Origin of the sequence: Thioalkalivibrio sp. ALE16 (assembly GCF_000381305.1) — a bacterium.
Classification (GTDB): domain Bacteria; phylum Pseudomonadota; class Gammaproteobacteria; order Ectothiorhodospirales; family Ectothiorhodospiraceae; genus Thioalkalivibrio.
Genome location: NZ_KB906357.1, coordinates 124,426 through 141,488, shown reverse-complemented (window position 1 = coordinate 141,488; position 17,063 = coordinate 124,426). Strand labels below are relative to the sequence as shown.

Below are 17,063 nucleotides of genomic sequence, written 5' to 3'. Positions count from 1 at the left end.
ATTGTCGATTATACGCCTGCCGTGAATTACCGGCCCAACGGAAGGTAAAAGCGGAGACCGATGTATGTGCCCTCGCATCGCGCAGGGGGCTGCGCTCCTACGGTTTCGGCCAGATGACCCCGTACGGGCGTTTCCGCGTCATCGTGGAATCTGGTGCACGCGCAGGCCCGGTACCTTTTGAAAGTCGCCATCGCCCGTCACGAAGGCGCCTTCCGGGTCGACCGCGAGCAGAGACGCGGCCTGGATGGCGTCGGGTGTGCGCAGGCCATGGTGTGCACGCAGTTCCGTCGCCTTCTCCAGAACGGCCGTATCCAGCGCGATGACCGACAACCCCGGGTCGCCGAAAAACGCATCCAGCTGTTCCAGAACCGGGGTGTTCGCTTCGCGTAGCGGGCGTACGCGGCATTCCAGACGACTCAAGGCGGACACCGCCAGCGCGGGAGGGCCGTCGCCCTGCTCCAGTTCTCTGAGCACCTGGCGAACCGACTCTCGGGTCCGGCGATCGCCCTCCAGGAGGTAGATGATGGCACTGGCATCCAGAAACGCCAGCATCAATCGGACCAGCCTTCGCGCTCCGCTTGCAGTTCGCGGTCCAGATCCGCCCGAGTTCGGGGTGCGGCGGGCGATGCATCGTCTTCCAGCAATCGGTGCCACAGCCGAACCCTGGCCTCGGCGCCCTCGGCCAGACGCTGGTAGGACTCCTCGCTCAGGATCACGTAACGCGGACGATTGCGCTGGATCACGTGCACCGGCCCCTTCTCCAGCGCCCGATCCACCGCGCTAATGCCGCGCCGCTTGATCTCCTGCGCCGAAATCACGTTCTCCATACACCCTCCGGTGCCGATTTGGGTACCGATTATAGCACCCCGCAGGAGGCCAGCCCCCTGGCCGATTGGGGCATCACCAGCGCCCTATCGCGCAGGGGGCTGCGCTCCTACGGGCGGGAATGCTCCAAGATCCGTAGGAGGCCAGCCTCTGGCCGATGGGGTGTTGGACAGGCCTCATCGGCCAGGGGGCTGGCCTCCTACGGGGAAGGCTTCGGGATGTAGTGAACGGCTGGAAGCCCGTCGAAATCCGCGTCCTGGGTCCAGAGGTCGGCCTGATGGGCGCGCGCGGTGGCGTAGATGATGCTGTCGGCGAGCGGGAGGCCATGCTGGTTGCCTAGACTGGCGGCTGACAGTGCCAAGGGCCCCGTGAGTTCGACGAGTTCGCCCTGCTGCATCAGTGCGGCCGCCTGCAGGGCCGCCGCCTCGCCTCGTTGCTGGAGCACCCGTTTGAAGACTTCATAGAGGCTGATCGTGGGCACGATCAATTCTGCCGTGGTCTCGATTGCGTCTGCAAACACATCGGCGTTCGGGCCGTCGGCAAAGTATTCCAGCCACGCAGACGAATCGACCACGTTCACACGCGGTCTCCCTCGCGCGGGATGTCGGGGTCAATGCCCTTGAGAAACCCCCGCATCTCGCTCATGCGCCGTTCGGGAATCAGCTCGATACGGTCGTCGTACGCCACAATCTGGACCTTCTGGCCTGCACGAAGATGCAGCGCCTCGCGTACCGCCTTGGGGATGACGACCTGATATTTCGGAGAGATGGTGACGGCTTCCATTTCAGCACCTTGATCGATCGATCATTCGTTTTACCAATGTAGCATCGATGCCGTAGACGAGCGAGCGATCCATCGCCCCCTGGCCGATTGGGGCACCACTAACGCCCCATCGCGCAGGGGGCTGCGCTCCTACAGGCGGGAATGCCCCAAGATCCGTAGGAGGCCAGCCCCCTGGCCGATTCGGGCAGCACCAGCGCCCCATCGCGCAGGGGGCTGCGCTCCTACAGGCGGGAATGCCCCAGATCCGTAGGAGGCCAGCCCCCTGGCCGATGGGGCGTTCGGCGCAACCCCACCGGTCAAAGCCAGATCGCATCCCAGTGAGGATAGTCACCCAGATTGCGCACCAGCCCGGCACGCAAGGGATTGGCGGCGATATAGCGGGCCCGCGACGCGAGGTCTTCTTCGCGACGTACCGCGTGATCATGAAAGCCCTGCTGCCAAAGGGCCCGCCCAAGCCTGCGGGCGGTGACCGCCTTGACCGACCGCACGACAGTAGACAGGGACATCCCGTCGCCTAGCGTCATCAGCCAGTGCAGATGGTCCGGCATCACCACGTACGCCAGCGTATCCGCATGCCCAAGTGCTTGCGCGTGGCGCAGCGTAGTGACCAGGGCACGCGCGGCGACGAAGTCGCGGAACACCGGCGTGCGATCCCGCGTGACAGTGGTGATGTGGTAGGTGCGCCCGGGCTCGGAATAGCGGCCGCGGCGAAGGGCTTGGGCGTGAGGTTTGCCGTCCATGGCATCGCTCCCGTTGTGCTGGTTGTCGTGTCCGCCGAGGGGCGGAAGGGTGTCGTCTGCTCTTCTTCGGCTGGCAATGAATTAGATTCTGGCCGTTGGGGCTTTGTTCGGCTTCCTATCGCGCAGGGGGCTGCGCTCTTGTAGGAGGCCAGCCCCCTGGCCGATTCGGGCGCTAGCCATACCCCCAATCGGCCAGAGGGCTGGCCTCCTACAGGTGAGGTTTGCCTCTCTGGGCTACGGGAATCAAGCGGCTCTAGAGCGCAGAAGCGGCCATGCACCCTGTTTGGATGCTTCGAGGATCACGACTTCGACGATCGTTCCGTCCTGTGCGTAGCTCACATGGGTATTCCAGTCCTGCGAGCATTCGCGCGTGATCGGCTTGTCCGAGAGGTGGAGCACCAGAGTGTCGTCCGCTTCGTCATATGTGGTCCGCATCGTCACTCTCTCCAGTCAAAGTGGTGCATAACGGTTTTGACCACCAACTGCTCCTTAAGGAAACACTGATTAATGTACACTCTCGCGTTGGTACCCCAGGTTTTCCGAGACAAGGCGCGTCGTGCAGCGGGTAGTGGTTCTACCCGCAAGCGGCGCAACGCAGGATCGGGGAACCTGGGGTGCCAACCCCGAAGGGGCTCGGCCGATTTTGCGCGGGAACAGCGTTGCGGCTCCTTTGTGCAGAGTGACTGCACGGCAGTCACCGCGCCTTGTTCGCACGCAAAAGCGACTCGAGCGCGAGCGTGTACATTAATCAGTGTTTCCTTAAGGATCACGGCTGCACAGACGAGATTGTCGGACCGCTCCTCGAAGTGTTTCGCCACCCAAAGCCGTATCTCATCCTTGTAACGCAAGTCGCCGCGCTCAAGCAATTCCAGGAGGTCGGCTTCGGAGATACCGCGCTGCTTCATGCGTTCTTGCGCGTGGCGAGTTACGGTCACCCGTCGTTCAAATCGCTGGGAATGCATTCCGTTGCCTTCGGTCAAGTCTTCTGTAGGAGGCCAGCCCTCTGGCCGATCGGGGGTATGTTCAGCGCCCCATCGGTCAGGGGGCTGGCCTCCTACACACGCCGTAGCCCCGGACCTGTAGGAGCCGAGCCCTCTCGGCGATTGGGGCGTTGGCTGGCTCCTACATCGCTTGCGGCGAACCTCAAGAGTTGGGAAGCCAATCTTCGTGTGCGTGGCGCACCCGGAGAATATAGACGTCGCCAACCGGATCCAGGATGTAGACGACGATATGCGCCTGAAACGGGTGGACACGTACAGGCGGATCGATCTCGGCGCGTTCGCGGGCCACCAGCGGGTTCTCCGCCAGGAACCGGAACTGGCGCTCCAGCGCTGCGTGATACCGCCCTGCTTGGTCAAGACCGAACTCTGCTGCACCCTGGACGAAGATGGAGATGACATCCTCCTCCGCCTTCTCGCTCAGGTAAAAGGGCATTACCTACCAGGTCAGGAACCGGAACATTGGCGCGCCGCCCGCTCACGGAGCTCTTCCATACTGTGCTGGCCGGGACCGCTCTCCAGCGCTTCCGTGACGAACGTCTGCATGCGCTCGATCTTCTCGGCACGCTCCTGGTCGTGACGGATCAGATCGCGCACGTAATCGCTGACGTTGCTGTACCGACCGGATTCGGCCTGCTTTTCGACCCAGTTCTTCATCGAGTCGGGAAGCGATACGTTCATGGTCGCCATAGCCTCAAAAACCTCCAACCTTGATTGGCAATCTTTGCCATAACGGCAATGATAGCCATCCCGAACCCATTGTGCGACTGCACCCCCGGATCCCGGAAACCGCATCCCTACCCCGTCATCCAGGAAGCCCCGGAGCCGTTATTGGGGATTTCCGGGATGACCGTCTACGTACCGTAGCCCCGAACCTGTAGGAGCCGAGCCTCTCGGCGATAGCGGCGCTGGACAGGCCCCATCGCCCAGGGGGCTGGGCTCCTACAGCAGGTCGGTGGGACACGGTCGGTCAGTCGCTGTTGAAGAGGTCGCGGGTGTAGATTTTGTCGGTCTGGTCGCGGATGTCGTCGGTGATGCGGTTGGCGACGATGACGTCGCTGATGCGCTTGAACTCGTCGAGGTCGCGGATGACGCGGGAGCGGTAGAAGTCGTCTTCGGGCAGTTCAGGCTCGTAGACGACGACCTCGATGCCCTTCGCCTTGATGCGCTTCATCACGCCCTGGATGGCAGAAGCGCGGAAGTTGTCGGAGCCGCTCTTCATCACCAGCCGGTAGACCCCGACCACCCTGGGCTGGCGCTTGATGATCGCATCCGCGATGAAGTCCTTGCGCGTCCGGTTGGCGTCCACAATGGCCTTGATGATGTTGTTGGGCACCTCGTCGTAGTTCGCCAGGAGCTGCTTGGTATCCTTCGGCAGGCAGTAGCCGCCAAAGCCGAACGACGGGTTGTTGTAGTGGCTTCCGATACGCGGGTCCAGACAAACGCCATCGATGATCTGGCGGGTGTCCAGACCGTTGGCCTCGGCGTAGCTGTCCAGTTCGTTGAAATAGGCCACACGCATGGCCAGGTAGGTGTTGGCGAACAGCTTGATCGCCTCGGCCTCGGTGGAGTCGGTGAAGACCATGGGGATATCGTCGTCGACCGCGCCTTGGGCCAGGAGGCTGGCAAAGGTCTGCGCCCGGTCGGACCGCTCGCCGACGATGATGCGGGAGGGGTGCAGGTTGTCGTACAGGGCCCGGCCCTCGCGCAGGAATTCCGGCGAGAACAGGATGTTGTCGGTTTCCATCTGCGCGCGGATCTCGCGCGTGTAGCCGACCGGCACGGTGGATTTGATGACCATCGTGGCGTGCGGGTTAATGGTCAGCACGTCGCGGATCACGGATTCGACGGTGCTGGTATTGAAGTAGTTGGTCTGCGGGTCGTAGTCCGTGGGCGTGGCGATGATGATGAAGTCCGCGCCCTCGTAGGCCGCCTGCTTGTCCAGCGTCGCCTTGAGGTTCAGCGCGCGGTTCTCGAGGAAATCCTGGATCTCCGCATCGATGATCGGGGACTGCCGGCGGTTGATCTGCTCGACCTTCTCCGGCACCACATCCAGCGCGACCACCTCGTGGTGCTGCGCGAGCAGGACGGCGTTGGAAAGCCCGACATAGCCGGTTCCGGCGACTGCGATTTTCATCCCTTGCTTCCTTTCTGTCTGGATCTTTGTGTCTGCGTTTGCGGTCGCCCCGAACCCGTAGGAGCCGCCTTGGTGGCGAAGCCCCTGCCAGGGTCCGGCTTTGGCAGGGGCTTCGCCTGCGAGCAGGCTCCTACAGGGGGGCTGAACCACCGCACGCGATTATTCAGGGCCCGAGGATACTGGGGCGGCGTGAACCATGATGCGATCGGGGGCACGAAAGGCTAACGGCCTGCTTACCCCGCGAACCGTTCTTGCGGCGGGTGGTCGGCCGGGGTGTACTCGCGCACGACTGCCCGGATGGTGTGGCAGGCGCGCTCGGTATCCATTTTGCGGTCGGCCTGGTCCAGCTGGTTCAGGGCCGCCTGCAGGTCCTGTGGCGCGACGCAGTCCTCGCGGGCGCGCATGATCCGGGCATGCGCGGTGGGCTCGACGTTGTCGCCGATCAGCAACTCCTCGTAGAGCTTCTCGCCCGGGCGCAGGCCGGTGAAGACGATCTCTACCCCGTCCTCGGGCATACCGTCTTCCTTCACTTGGCGCCCGTGCAGGCGGATCATGCGCCGGGCGAGGTCGATGATCCTGACCGGCTCGCCCATGTCCAGCACATAGACCTCGCCACCTTCCGCCATGGCACCGGCCTGGATGACCAGCTCGGCCGCCTCGGGGATGGACATGAAGTAGCGCGTGATCTCCGGGTGGGTCACCGTGACCGGCCCGCCGTCACGGATCTGCTGGTGGAACAGCGGCACCACGGAGCCGGAGGACCCGAGCACGTTGCCGAAACGCACCATGCTGAAGATCGTACCCCGCCGCTCGCGGGCTCGATCCTGCAGGACCATCTCCGCCAGACGCTTGGTGGCCCCCATCACGTTGGTGGGCCGCACGGCCTTGTCGGTGGAGATCAGGATGAAGCGTTCCACTCCCGCGTTCAGCGCGGCTTCCGCCAGAACGGCGGTGCCAAAGACGTTGTTGCGCACGCCCTCGATCAGGTTGGACTCGACGATCGGCACGTGCTTGTAGGCCGCCGCGTGATAGAGCGTCTGCACGCCGTGTTCTTCCAGCACCGCGGCCACGCGCCGCGCATTGGCCACGGAGCCCAGGACGGCGTGGATCGCCGGGTAATGCTCCAGCTGTGCCGCAAGCTCCTGCATCTCGCGCTCGATGCTGTAGAGCGCGAACTCGTTGCGCTCGAACAGGATCAGCGCGGCCGGCTCGAGGCGGATAATGCGCCGGCAAAGCTCCGACCCGATGGAGCCACCCGCCCCGGTCACCATCACCACCCGGCCGCGCACACTGCGGGTGAGCAGCTCCGGGTCCGGCGGAACCGGATCCCGGCCCAGCAGATCGCCGATGTCGACGTCCTCCAGCTGCTCGAGGCTCGCGTGTCCGGAGACCACTGCCTCCATCGACGGCACGGTCTGCACGTACACCGGCAGCGGTTCCAGCTGCTCGAGGATGCGGCGGCGCTCCTGGCGCGTCGCGGACGGGATCGCCAGCAGCACGCGGCCGACCCGGAAGCGATTGACCAGACGCGCGAGGTGGGCCGGCTTGTGAACCCGAATTCCGTCGATCGAGCTGCCCTGCAGGCTGCGGTCCTCGTCCACGAACGCGACCACACGGAAGCGGCCTCCGGCCTTGAGCCCGGACAGCAACTGCACACCGGCCTCGCCGGCCCCGAACACGATCACCGGCTCGGCACCCGCCGACGCCTCGATGATGGAGCGATACCAGGTGCGCACCAGGAATCGGCTGCCACCGACGTAGATGAAGGCCACGATCGCGAAGTTGATCGGGACCGAGCGCGGGAAGCTGTCTATACGACCGATCGCCGCCGCAGCCCACAGCACGAGCGCGAGCACGGCAACGCCGGCTCCCACCGCCCAGATCGTCCGCGACCCCATAAAGCGGATCACGGCCCGGTAAAGGCCCAATTTTGCGAATACCGGGATGCCCACCAGCACCACCAGCGGGAACAGCCACCAGGTCTCCAGCATGATCGGCGGGAACGGCTCCGCCAGGCGGATGGCGAAGCCGGACCACAGCGCCAGCGGCAGCATCACGACATCCGCCAGCACCATGAGCCAGCGCTTCCGCGAGCGCGGCAGGTTGAGCAACCTTTCCAGGCTCCTGCTCAGCATGAGCTGCAACACCCTCTACGCATTGGCCGCCCGACTCCGATGTCCACCAAAACCACCCGGATACAGTACATCAAGCGCACAACCCGAGGGCCACCGCGATCCGTCACGGCCCGCGAAGCATAAGCAACCCCTGATAAAAATACACCCCGACTGCGTGATACACACTGTGGGAGCCTGCTCGCGAAGCCCCCGCCCGCGCTGGGAAACCCACCTCGCGCAGGAGCCTCGCTGCCAAGGCGGCCCATACGGGGCTGCCCCAACGCGCGACCATCTCCCTGCTCTGGCAGGGGCTTCGCGGGCAAGCCCGCTCCCACAGTTGACAGAACCCAGGGTCCCGCTGTGGGAGCGGCCTTGGCCGCGAAGCCCCTGCCAAAGTCCATTCAGCCCCTCACTCCAACCAGATCGCATCCCACAGCGGATAGTCGCCCAGATTACTCACCAGCCCAGCCCGTAGAGGATTAGCCACCACGTAACGCGCGACGGCCTGGAGGTCCTCCTCCCGGCGCAAAGCGCGGTCATGGAAACCCGGCTGCCAAACCCGGCAAGGTCGTCCACTCAACTGCCCGATTCGACGAGTCGTGGAACTCTTCACCTTCTGTACGGTGCGGGACAATTCCCCATCGTCAAGTTGCATCAGCCAATGGACATGGTCGGGCATGACCACGAAGCAGAGTGTAGTCGCCGTCCCTTCCACCTCACGCAACGCCTGAACCACGCAGCGACCGTGATCGAGCGCGCGAAACCAGGCATGCCGATCGGCACATACCGCCGTGACCAGGTAAATCCTTCCGTGCTCGCTGACCCGCCCACGCCGCAACCGGTGGGATCGTGCCTTCCGTGGCATTCGAGCCTCCCGAGATTGTTACCACTAAATAGTTCTGTGGGAGCGGCCTTGGCCGCGAAGCCCCTGCCAGAGTCGGCCCGGGGCAGGGGCTTCGCGGGCAAGCCCGCTCCCACAATGCCCACCCAAAAACCCGTCTCGCCCGTTCGAGCTAGGTGCGTTGTTCAGCCCAATGAGCGAACCGGGTATACACCTGAAGGGCTGGCGTGACAGCGCCGATGACCCGCTCCAGCTCGATCGTGTCGTACGGGTGTGTAAGGACGTTGCGCATCGCGCAGGCGTCCATCAACTGCTCGGCCAGTGTCTCCTCGAGATCAAGACGATCGCGAAGGGTCTCGAACACGTCGCGGCGAGGCGATAGCCATCGCGGCGCAACATCGACAACTTGCGCTGCATCACCTCGGAAGTATCAGGCGACATCCGAACCCTCTGTCTGGTGGCGCTGGAACAGGACGGAATCCGCGTGCAGGAAAAACGCACGGTCCTGCTCCGCATGGAATCGCCCTTCACGCTCCTCGAACAGGCATTCGCCATCGCGGAACACCTCGAAGCGGGTGACGGGCGACACACGATCCGAAAGGAGCAGAAGATCGACCGGGACGGGCTCGAAGATTGCTTCCAGTTCTCGTTGCCACCGTCCCTGCGTCATCAGGTCCGGCATCGCGTGCGGTTCGACGGCCAGATCCACATCCCGCCCGTGCCCTTCCCGGGCTACGGACCCGAACAGGATCACCAGTCGCCAGTGGTGCCGGGCGGCGAGTTCATTGATGCGGCTAATCGGTTCCGGCTGAAGCATGCGAATCACGATTCGAGGCTAAGTCGTATCGTCAGAGTAGCAAACGCGCGGTCGCTTATCCTCGGCGTTGCCGTGATGAGCCTTGTGGGGGCAGTTTTTTCAGACCAGATCTGTGGCATCTATCCCGTGGGAGCGGCCTTGGCCGCGAAGCTCCTGCCCGGGTCCGACTTTGGCAGGGGCTTCGCGGCCAAGGCCGCTCCCACAAAACAACCCCCACAAATCCACTCCGACCAGACTACTTCCTCCAGCCCAATCCTACAGGTGGGCTGATCAGGCGAGGAGCTGGGCGAGGTCGTCGGGGCCGAGGATGGGGATGTCGAGGGATTCGGCCTTGGTGACCTTGGAGCCGGGGTCGGCGCCGGCGATGACGGCGGTGGTCTTTTTGGAGACGGAGCCGGTGATCTTGGCGCCGCGGGCCTCGAGGGCGGCCTTGGCCTCGTCGCGGGTCATGGTGTCGAAGCTGCCGGTGAGGACATAGGTATGGCCCGCCAGCGGGGCTTCGTCGCCCGTCTCCGTGGGCTCGCGCCGGGGCGGATCGGGCCAGTGCACGCCGGCCTCGAGCAGGGCGCGGATGACCTCGAGGTTGTGGGGCTCGGCGAAGAAGTTGGCGATGTGCTCGGCCACGATGGGTCCGACATCGGGAACCTCCTGCAGTGCCTCGGCGTCGGCCTGCATCAACATGTCCAGGTTCCCGTAGTACTCGGCCAGGTTGCGGGCGGTGACCTCCCCCACCTCGCGGATGCCAAGGGCGAAGATGAAACGCGCCAGCGTGGTCTCGCGCGCCTGTTCCAGGGCATTGACCAGGTTCGCGGCGAGCTTCGGGCCAACCCGTTCCAGCGCCTCCAGGCGTTCGGCGTCCAGCGCGAAGAGGTCCGCCGGGCTTTGCACAACGCCGCCGTCGGCCAGCTGTTCGATGATCTTCTCGCCGAAGCCCTCGATGTCCATCGCGCGGCGCGAGACGAAGTGCTTGAGGGCCTCGCGGCGCTGCGCGGGGCAGACCAGCCCGCCGGTGCAGCGGGCCACCGCCTCGCCCTCCGGACGCTCGATGTGCGAGTCGCACTCCGGGCAGGTTGCGGGCATCTCGATGGCGCGGGTATCGGCGGGGCGTTCGCCACCGGCGCGGCCCACCACCTCGGGGATCACATCGCCAGCGCGGCGCACGATCACGCGGTCGCCGATGCGCACATCCTTGCGCGCGATCTCGTCCATGTTGTGCAGCGTCGCGTTGCTGACCATCACCCCGCCCACCAGCACCGGCTCCAAGCGCGCCACCGGTGTCAGCGCGCCGGTGCGGCCGACACGGAACTCGACATTGCGCAGCGTGGTGGTGCGTTCCTCCGCCGGGAACTTGTGGGCGATGGCCCAGCGCGGCGCGCGCGAGACGAAGCCCAGCGCCTGCTGGTCGGCCAGGGCATCCACCTTGTACACGATGCCGTCGATCTCGTAATCCAGCCCCGCCCGCCGCGTGGCGAGGCGCTCGTAGTACTCGAGGCAGGCGTCCACGCCCTCCAGCACCTCGCGCTCCGGGCAGGCCGGGAAGCCAAGGCTTTGCAGCCAGTCCAGCGTGCCGGACTGGGTGTCCGGCAGGGTCCCGCCCTCGACGAAGCCCACCGAGTAGGCAAAGAAGCTGAGCGGGCGGCGCGCGGTCACCTTCGAGTCCAGCTGGCGCAAGCTGCCGGCGGCGGCATTGCGCGGGTTCATGAAGCCGCGCTGGCCGTCTGCCTCGAGCCCGGCGTTCAGCCGCTCGAAGTCGGCGCGGCGCATGAAGACCTCGCCGCGCACCTCCAGCACCCGCGGGGCGTCGTCGGTGAAGCGGTCGCCCAAATGCAGCGGGATCGGGCGTACGGTGCGCACATTGGCGGTCACGTCCTCGCCGGTCTCGCCATCGCCGCGGGTGGCGGCCTGCACCAGACGGCCGTCCTCGTAGATCAGACTGATGGCGAGGCCATCCAGCTTGGGTTCGGCCATGTAGGTTACCGCGGCCTCGCTGCGTGCCGGGTCGCCGGTCTGTTTCGCCAGGCGTTCGCGCACGCGGCGGTCGAAGTCGCGGATCTCGTCCGCCTCGAAACCATTGGCCAGTGACAGCATCGGCAGACGGTGGCGCACCGTGGCAAAGCCCTCGGCGGGGGTGGCGCCGACGCGCTGGGTGGGCGAATCGGGGGTGACGAGCGCCGGGTGCTCGGCCTCCAGCTGCTCGAGCTCGCGCATCAGGGCATCGAACTCGGCGTCCGATACCTCGGGGTCATCGAGGACGTAGTAGCGGTAGTTGTGATGCTCGATCTGCCGGCGCAGCGCGTCGATGCGGGCCTTCGGAGCGTCCTTCGAGCCTGCCTGCGTGGCAGGCGAACCCGACGCGCTCATCGCGCGCTCCGCCGGCGCAGCACGTCCGGGCGGTGGCGGCGCAGCCAGTCATTCAGGTCCTCGCGCATGTAGGCCAGCGTCTGGTTGGTCGCGGTGGACTGCTGCGCATCGAGGATGCTGCCGCCCAGGTCGCGCGCCAGCACGTGGGCATGCTCCAGCAGCGCCTCGAAGGCCCGCTGCGGCTCGGCACTGCGATGCACCTGGGTGAACAGCGTGACGCCGGGTGTCATCATGTCCGCCAGGTCCTCCTCGCGCAGGGTGCCCGGCGGCACCATATTGGCGGCGGAGAACAGCGGCACACGGTTGTCCGTCTCCGGTTCCTGGAAGTGGTAGATGTCCATCTCGCCGGGGGTCATGCCGGCGCGCTGCATGGCCGCGCCCAGGGCCACGCCGGTGAACGGCTTGTTGCGCGGGGCCACCACGTGCAGCAGCAGGATCTTCTCGTCGGTCGCGCGGCGCTCGGCCTTCGGATTGCGCCCGACCACGCGCGGCTCGGAGACATACTCGCCCAGGGTCTCCATATCCGGTGCCGGCTTCTCGATCAGGTCCGGGTCCACCTCGTGGTCCGGGTGCAGGTGCTCGCCCAGGGTGTCTTCGGCGCGTGCGGGCTTGAGCCGTTCCGGACGCACACGCTCCATGCCGGCGCGCAGGCGGGCGCCCATGCCACCGAGCGCCGCCCGCACACGCTCCACCGGCGCGCTCGCCCGGCCCTTGCGCCGGGTGTGTACCGGGCGGTCCTCCGGCGACGGCTCGAAGGCACCGTGCGGCGGGGGCGGCGTGGGCTCCTCGTCGCTGTCCAGCACGCCGTAGATATCCTGGGCGCGGTCGCCCCGGCGTCCGTAATCGGGCTCCAGGTCGGGTTCGTCGTCGCTGGCGGTCACGCCCAGGTGGGGCTCGTGGCGATCCTCGCGGGACGCGCCGGGGATGCGCGGTTCCTCGAATGCGGGCTCGCGCGCCCCGCCGGTGCGAACGCTGCCGGTATCCAACGGATCCCCCCAGCCCGCCTCCGGCTCGGAAACGCTGCCAGGCTCGGCCGGCTCGAACCAGCGCTTCTGCCCCGGCTGCTCACTGGCGCGGATATGCACGGCCTCGTCGCCCCAGTCCGCGGCATCGTCCTCCTCGTCGCGCGCTGCCGCGCGCGTGCGCAGGCGATGGCCAAGCCAGATCCCCGCGATCAGGACAATCCCCAGTATGACCAGACTGATGCGCATCCAATCCACGCAGTACCTCGTTTGATTGCAGTGATTTTGCCGCGGTTTTTCCGGGCGCTGGGGGTCCGATGGAACCCGTTGTGCCATCCCCTGGAGATTGCCGCGGCTCCTTTGGAGCCTCGCAATGACGGGGGCTTGGCTCAGGCCTCCGCCAGCTCCACGGCCTCGTCGATATCCACGCTGACCAGCCGCGACACACCCGGCTCGTGCATGGTAACGCCAATCAGCTGCTCGGCCATGGCCATGGTGGCCTTGTTGTGCGTGATGAAGATGAACTGGATCTGCTCCGACATCTCGCGCAGCAGATCACAGAACCGACCGACGTTGGCCTCGTCCAGCGGGGCGTCCACCTCGTCCAGCATGCAGAAGGGCGCCGGATTCAGCTCGAAAATCGCGAACACCAATGCCGAAGCCGTGAGCGCCTTCTCACCTCCGGACATCAGATGAATGGTGGACAGCCGCTTGCCGGGCGGGCGCGCCATGATGGTCACGCCGGTATCCAGCAGGTCGTCCCCGGTCATCTCCAGGCGCGCCTCACCGCCGCCGAACAGGCGCTGGAACTTGTGCCCCAACCCGGCATTCACCTGGTCGAAGGTCTGCTTGAACAGCGCGCGCGTCTCGCGGTCGATGCGGTGCATCGCCGCCTCCAGGGTCTCCAGTGCCTCGATCAGGTCGGCGTGCTGTTCTTCCAGGTAGCGCGAGCGTTCCTCCAGGCTGCGTGCCTCGTCGATGGCCGCGAGGTTGATTGGCCCCAGCTTTTCGATCTTGCGGTCCAGTTCGCCGATCGCCTGCTCCCAGGCCGGGACGGTGGCGTCCTCCGGTAGCTCGGGCGCAAGGGCCTCGGCGGCAAAGCCGGATTCCTGGAACTGGGTCTTCAGTTGTTCGATCTGCACCGAGCGCTCGCGCAGGTCCAGGCGCAGCTCCTCGCAGGTCGAGCGCTGCGCCTCCACGCGATTGCCGAGCTCGGTGCTGGCACCGGCCAGTTCGCGCAGCCGCGCGTCGCAGGCCTCCAGGTCGGCGCGCGCCCGGGTCAGGCGTGCCTCGGCCTCCTGGCGCTGCTCCGCAGCGGTCTGCAGATCCGTGCGCCACTGCTCCAGCGGGCCCTGGCGCTCGTCCAGCCCCTGTGCGAGGCGCTCGCGGCGCTGGGCATCGTCCTCGCGCTGGCGCTCCAGGCGGTCGCGCTCGTTGTGTTCGCGCTCCAGGCGGTGGCGCGCCTCCTGTTCGGACATGCGCGCCTGGTTGGCCGCGTCGCGTGCCGCGCGCAGCGCATCCCGGGCCTCGGACTGTGCGCCGCGGGCGGCCTCGACACGTGCCTCCAGCGCGGCGCGGTCGGCCTCCAGGGTCTCGATGCGCGCCAGCGCCTCGTTGCGCTCGGCCTCCGCGGCCGCGAACTGCTCGCGGGCACGCGCGGCCTCCTCGTCCAGCTCGCCCGCCTCGCGGTCGATGCGTTCCTGCTGCTGCTCGAGCTGCCGAGCCTGGTCGCGCAGGCGCTGCACGCGGCGCTCGCGGTCGTCGATCTGGGCCTGCTGCTCGCGGATCTGCCCGTCCAGCGCCTCGCGCCGGGCGCGGGTGGCCGCGAGGGTCTCGTTGCGCTCTTCCAGCGCGGCTTGCAGGCGGTTCATATCTGTCGCGAGCTCCTCCTGACGCTCCTGCAGCTCGCGCGCCAGACGCACCCGCGCGACCGCGCCGCTGGCCCCGCCCTCCAGCGTGCGATGCGCGACCCAGCCCGGGCCCAGCCAGGTGCCATCCGGGGTGATCACGCTCTCGCCCGGACCCAGCGTCGCCACCCGGGCGCGGGCGGTTGCGAGATCGTCCGCGCACTGCACCGTGGCGAGCCAGGCGGTGACCATCGGCGAGCCCTGCACGCGGGCGGCCAGGCTGCCGGCCGGCGCCTGCGCCCCCTGCGGCACGTCGCTATCGACCAGGCGCAGCATGGCGTCGGGCAGGTCCGGCGCGGCTTCCGGGGTGTCGGTCACGGCGGCCTCCAGCCAGGCCCCCAGGACCATCTCCACGGCGGTGTCCCAGCCCTCGACCACCTCCAGCTGCCGCACCAGCGGCCGCGACAGATCCAGCCCGTGTTCGCGCGCCCAGGCGTCGCGCCGGGCGCGGGTCTCCTGCGGGTCGTCCTCGCCGGCGAAGTGCTCGAGGCCTGCCAGACGCCCGGCGACCTCGCGCGCCTCGCGTTCGGTGGCGTGCAGGCGGTCCTGCTCCTCGCGCTGAGCCTGTTCCAGTTCGGCCAGCGCGTTCTGCTGCTGTTCGCGATCGCCCTGCAGGGCCTGCAGCCGCTCGCGCAGGCCGGCCAGTTCCGTATCCAGGCGGTCCGCCTCGGTACCCGGGTGGGTCTGCGGCAGGGCCGAACGCTCCGCCTCGAGGCGCTCGCCGCGCTGGGCGACGCGCTTGAGCAGGTGCTCGGCGTTGTCCATGCGCGAACGCGCGAGCTGCGCGTTCTGGCGCGGCTCCGCCAGCGAGCGTTCCCATTCGGTGAGGGTCTCGCGCGCGGCCTGGTATTCGGTCTCGGCCTCTTCAGCGGCCGCCTCCAGACGCTCGCGCTCGGCCTCGGCGCTGGCGGTAGCCGCCTGGCGTTGCGCGCTCTCCTGCTCGGCCTGCGCGATGCGCGCCTCCACCGCCTGATGCTCGCCGGCGGCGGCCTCGATGCGGCTGTCCAGCTGGCGCAGCTCGGCCTGTTCGCGCGCCAGTTCGTCCTCGGCATGGCGAATGGACTGCTCCAGCCGCGAGACCTCGGCGGCGCGATCGTAGTAGGCACTCTGCGCCTGGGTGGTGGCGGCCTCCAGCTCGAGGCGCTCCTGGCGCGCCTGTTCGGTGCCGGTCTGCGCCTTCTGAGCCTCGGCCTGGGCCTGGGCCAGTGCGGTCTCGGCATCGTTGAGCCGGGTGCGGCTGGCCTCCATCTCGCGTTCCTGCGCCTGCAGGCGCAGGAGGATGGCCTCGGCGCGCTTTTGCCGGCGTTCGGCCGCCAGGGCCTGGTAGCGCTCGGCGGTGGCGGCCTGGCGATTCAGGCGCTCGGCCTGCTTGGCCACCTCGTCGCGCACGTCGTCCAGGCGCTCGAGGTTCTCGCGGGTGTGGCGTACGCGGTTCTCGGTCTCGCGCCGGCGCTCCTTGTATTTGGAGATGCCGGCCGCCTCCTCCAGGTACACGCGCAGCTCCTCCGGCCGCGCCTCGATCAGGCGCGCGATCATGCCCTGCTCGATGATGGCGTAGCTGCGCGGCCCCAGGCCCGTGCCGAGGAACAGGTCTACCACGTCGCGCTTGCGCGCACGCTGGCCGTTGAGGAAGTACTTGGACTGGCCGTCGCGGGTCAGCGCGCGTTTGACGGCGATCTCGCCATAGCCGCTGTACTCGCCGCCCAGGCGGCCGTCGGAGTTGTCGAAGACGAGCTCGATGGAGGCCTGCCCCACCGGCTTGCGGCTGGAGGAGCCGTTGAAGATCACGTCCTCGCTGGAGTCCCCGCGCAGGTGCTTGGCCGAGGACTCGCCCATCACCCAGCGCACGGCGTCGATGGTGTTGGACTTGCCACAGCCGTTCGGCCCGACCACGCCCACCCGATTACCGGGCAGGACGAGGGTGGTCGGGTCCACGAACGACTTGAAGCCGGCCAGCTTGATTCGGGCGAGTCGCACGTTCGGCGCTATCCGCGGTCAGGGAACTCGGGGTTAGAATGGTACACGCTTACACCCTCAGAGTGACCCGCCCCCGAGCACCTGGCACCTGTCCCGCTGTAGGAGCCTGCTAGCAGGCTCCCACAGGGGGCTGTCACACGCAGGGGCCACCCATTCAACGACGAGAGACGTAGATGCCCAGCCAGCCGAGCAAGACCCTGGAGACCTTCGACAATCCGGCGCCGGAGAACGACTTCGCGATCTATATCCGCGTACCGGAATTCACCTGCCTGTGCCCCGCGACCGGACAACCGGACTTCGCCGAGCTGCACATCCAGTATGTGGCGGACCAGAAATGTGTGGAGCTGAAGTCGCTGAAGAACTACATGTGGTCCTACCGGGATGAGGGGGCCTTCCACGAGGCCGTGACCAACCGCATCCTGGCCGATCTGGTGGCGGCGACCGACCCGCGCTACATGCGCCTGACCTCGTACTTCAACGTGCGTGGTGGCGTCTATACCACCGTGGTGGCGGAACACCGCAAGCCCGGCTGGACCCCGCCGGAGCCGGTGCAACTGCCCTCGCCCACGCGCAGCCCGCTCGACATGAACGGCTGAGCTCG

18 protein-coding genes are annotated in these 17,063 nt (G+C 66.9%); 1 reads left to right on the top strand and 17 read right to left on the bottom strand.

The window, feature by feature from the left end; all coding sequences use genetic code 11:
* Window positions 1-138: 138 nt before the first annotated feature.
* The 17 genes from F627_RS0105160 to smc all read right to left on the bottom strand — a co-directional run bounded on the left by F627_RS0105160 (window position 139) and on the right by smc (window position 16,462).
* Complete coding sequence (locus tag F627_RS0105160) at window positions 139-552, bottom strand: PIN domain-containing protein (protein WP_019583467.1); 414 nt, start codon at window positions 550-552, stop codon at window positions 139-141.
* Window positions 552-827 (bottom strand): type II toxin-antitoxin system Phd/YefM family antitoxin, encoded by a 276-nt coding sequence (locus tag F627_RS0105155; RefSeq protein WP_019583466.1) that lies wholly within the window; start codon window positions 825-827, stop codon window positions 552-554. The genes F627_RS0105160 and F627_RS0105155 overlap by 1 nt, the downstream gene beginning before the upstream one ends.
* A 197-nt stretch (window positions 828-1,024) precedes the next feature.
* Window positions 1,025-1,405 (bottom strand): type II toxin-antitoxin system VapC family toxin, encoded by a 381-nt coding sequence (locus F627_RS0105150; protein WP_019583465.1) that lies wholly within the window; start codon window positions 1,403-1,405, stop codon window positions 1,025-1,027.
* Window positions 1,402-1,608 carry an AbrB/MazE/SpoVT family DNA-binding domain-containing protein gene (locus F627_RS0105145; RefSeq protein WP_018878730.1) on the bottom strand — a complete coding sequence of 69 codons (207 nt, stop codon included), beginning with the start codon at window positions 1,606-1,608 and terminating at the stop codon, window positions 1,402-1,404. The genes F627_RS0105150 and F627_RS0105145 overlap by 4 nt, the downstream gene beginning before the upstream one ends.
* 296 nt (window positions 1,609-1,904) lie before the next feature.
* Complete coding sequence (locus F627_RS0105140) at window positions 1,905-2,348, bottom strand: transposase (RefSeq protein ID WP_018882246.1); 444 nt, start codon at window positions 2,346-2,348, stop codon at window positions 1,905-1,907.
* A 243-nt stretch (window positions 2,349-2,591) separates the two neighbouring features.
* Window positions 2,592-2,783 carry a DUF2283 domain-containing protein gene (locus tag F627_RS0105135; RefSeq protein ID WP_018882247.1) on the bottom strand — a complete coding sequence of 64 codons (192 nt, stop codon included), beginning with the start codon at window positions 2,781-2,783 and terminating at the stop codon, window positions 2,592-2,594.
* 2 nt (window positions 2,784-2,785) lie between these two features.
* The gene (locus F627_RS17310; RefSeq protein ID WP_081630718.1) at window positions 2,786-3,310 is read right to left on the bottom strand and encodes a DUF4258 domain-containing protein; all 525 of its coding nucleotides are present in this window, start codon (window positions 3,308-3,310) and stop codon (window positions 2,786-2,788) included.
* A gap of 181 nt (window positions 3,311-3,491) precedes the next feature.
* Entirely contained in the window at window positions 3,492-3,782 is a 291-nt protein-coding gene (locus F627_RS0105130; protein WP_019583464.1) for a type II toxin-antitoxin system RelE/ParE family toxin, read from the bottom strand.
* Between the two features lie 11 nt (window positions 3,783-3,793).
* Window positions 3,794-4,036, bottom strand: coding sequence for a type II toxin-antitoxin system ParD family antitoxin (locus F627_RS0105125; protein WP_019583463.1), 243 nt, complete (start codon window positions 4,034-4,036; stop codon window positions 3,794-3,796).
* Between the two features lie 280 nt (window positions 4,037-4,316).
* Complete coding sequence (locus tag F627_RS0105120) at window positions 4,317-5,483, bottom strand: nucleotide sugar dehydrogenase (RefSeq protein ID WP_019583462.1); 1,167 nt, start codon at window positions 5,481-5,483, stop codon at window positions 4,317-4,319.
* Between the two features lie 233 nt (window positions 5,484-5,716).
* Window positions 5,717-7,618 carry a nucleoside-diphosphate sugar epimerase/dehydratase gene (locus F627_RS0105115; RefSeq protein WP_026332033.1) on the bottom strand — a complete coding sequence of 634 codons (1,902 nt, stop codon included), beginning with the start codon at window positions 7,616-7,618 and terminating at the stop codon, window positions 5,717-5,719.
* A 388-nt stretch (window positions 7,619-8,006) separates the two neighbouring features.
* Window positions 8,007-8,462 carry a transposase gene (locus tag F627_RS0105110; RefSeq protein WP_019583460.1) on the bottom strand — a complete coding sequence of 152 codons (456 nt, stop codon included), beginning with the start codon at window positions 8,460-8,462 and terminating at the stop codon, window positions 8,007-8,009.
* Window positions 8,463-8,610: 148 nt separating this feature from the next.
* Entirely contained in the window at window positions 8,611-8,802 is a 192-nt protein-coding gene (locus F627_RS16875; protein ID WP_019583459.1) for a HepT-like ribonuclease domain-containing protein, read from the bottom strand.
* 66 nt (window positions 8,803-8,868) lie between these two features.
* Window positions 8,869-9,255: a nucleotidyltransferase family protein gene (locus F627_RS0105100; RefSeq protein WP_019583458.1), complete on the bottom strand. Its 387-nt coding sequence runs from the start codon at window positions 9,253-9,255 to the stop codon at window positions 8,869-8,871.
* Window positions 9,256-9,525: 270 nt separating this feature from the next.
* Window positions 9,526-11,616, bottom strand: a complete 2,091-nt coding sequence (ligA, locus tag F627_RS0105095) for an NAD-dependent DNA ligase LigA (protein ID WP_019583457.1) — start codon at window positions 11,614-11,616, stop codon at window positions 9,526-9,528.
* The gene (locus F627_RS0105090) at window positions 11,613-12,827 is read right to left on the bottom strand and encodes a cell division protein ZipA C-terminal FtsZ-binding domain-containing protein (RefSeq protein ID WP_019583456.1); all 1,215 of its coding nucleotides are present in this window, start codon (window positions 12,825-12,827) and stop codon (window positions 11,613-11,615) included. Before F627_RS0105090 ends, ligA begins: the two co-directional genes overlap by 4 nt.
* A gap of 140 nt (window positions 12,828-12,967) precedes the next feature.
* Window positions 12,968-16,462, bottom strand: coding sequence for a chromosome segregation protein SMC (gene smc / locus F627_RS0105085; protein WP_019583455.1), 3,495 nt, complete (start codon window positions 16,460-16,462; stop codon window positions 12,968-12,970).
* Window positions 16,463-16,635: 173 nt separating this feature from the next.
* Here smc and queF point away from each other — a divergent pair, with 173 nt between their 5' ends.
* Window positions 16,636-17,058 carry a preQ(1) synthase gene (gene queF / locus F627_RS0105080; RefSeq protein ID WP_018878344.1) on the top strand — a complete coding sequence of 141 codons (423 nt, stop codon included), beginning with the start codon at window positions 16,636-16,638 and terminating at the stop codon, window positions 17,056-17,058.
* Window positions 17,059-17,063: the final 5 nt, after the last annotated feature.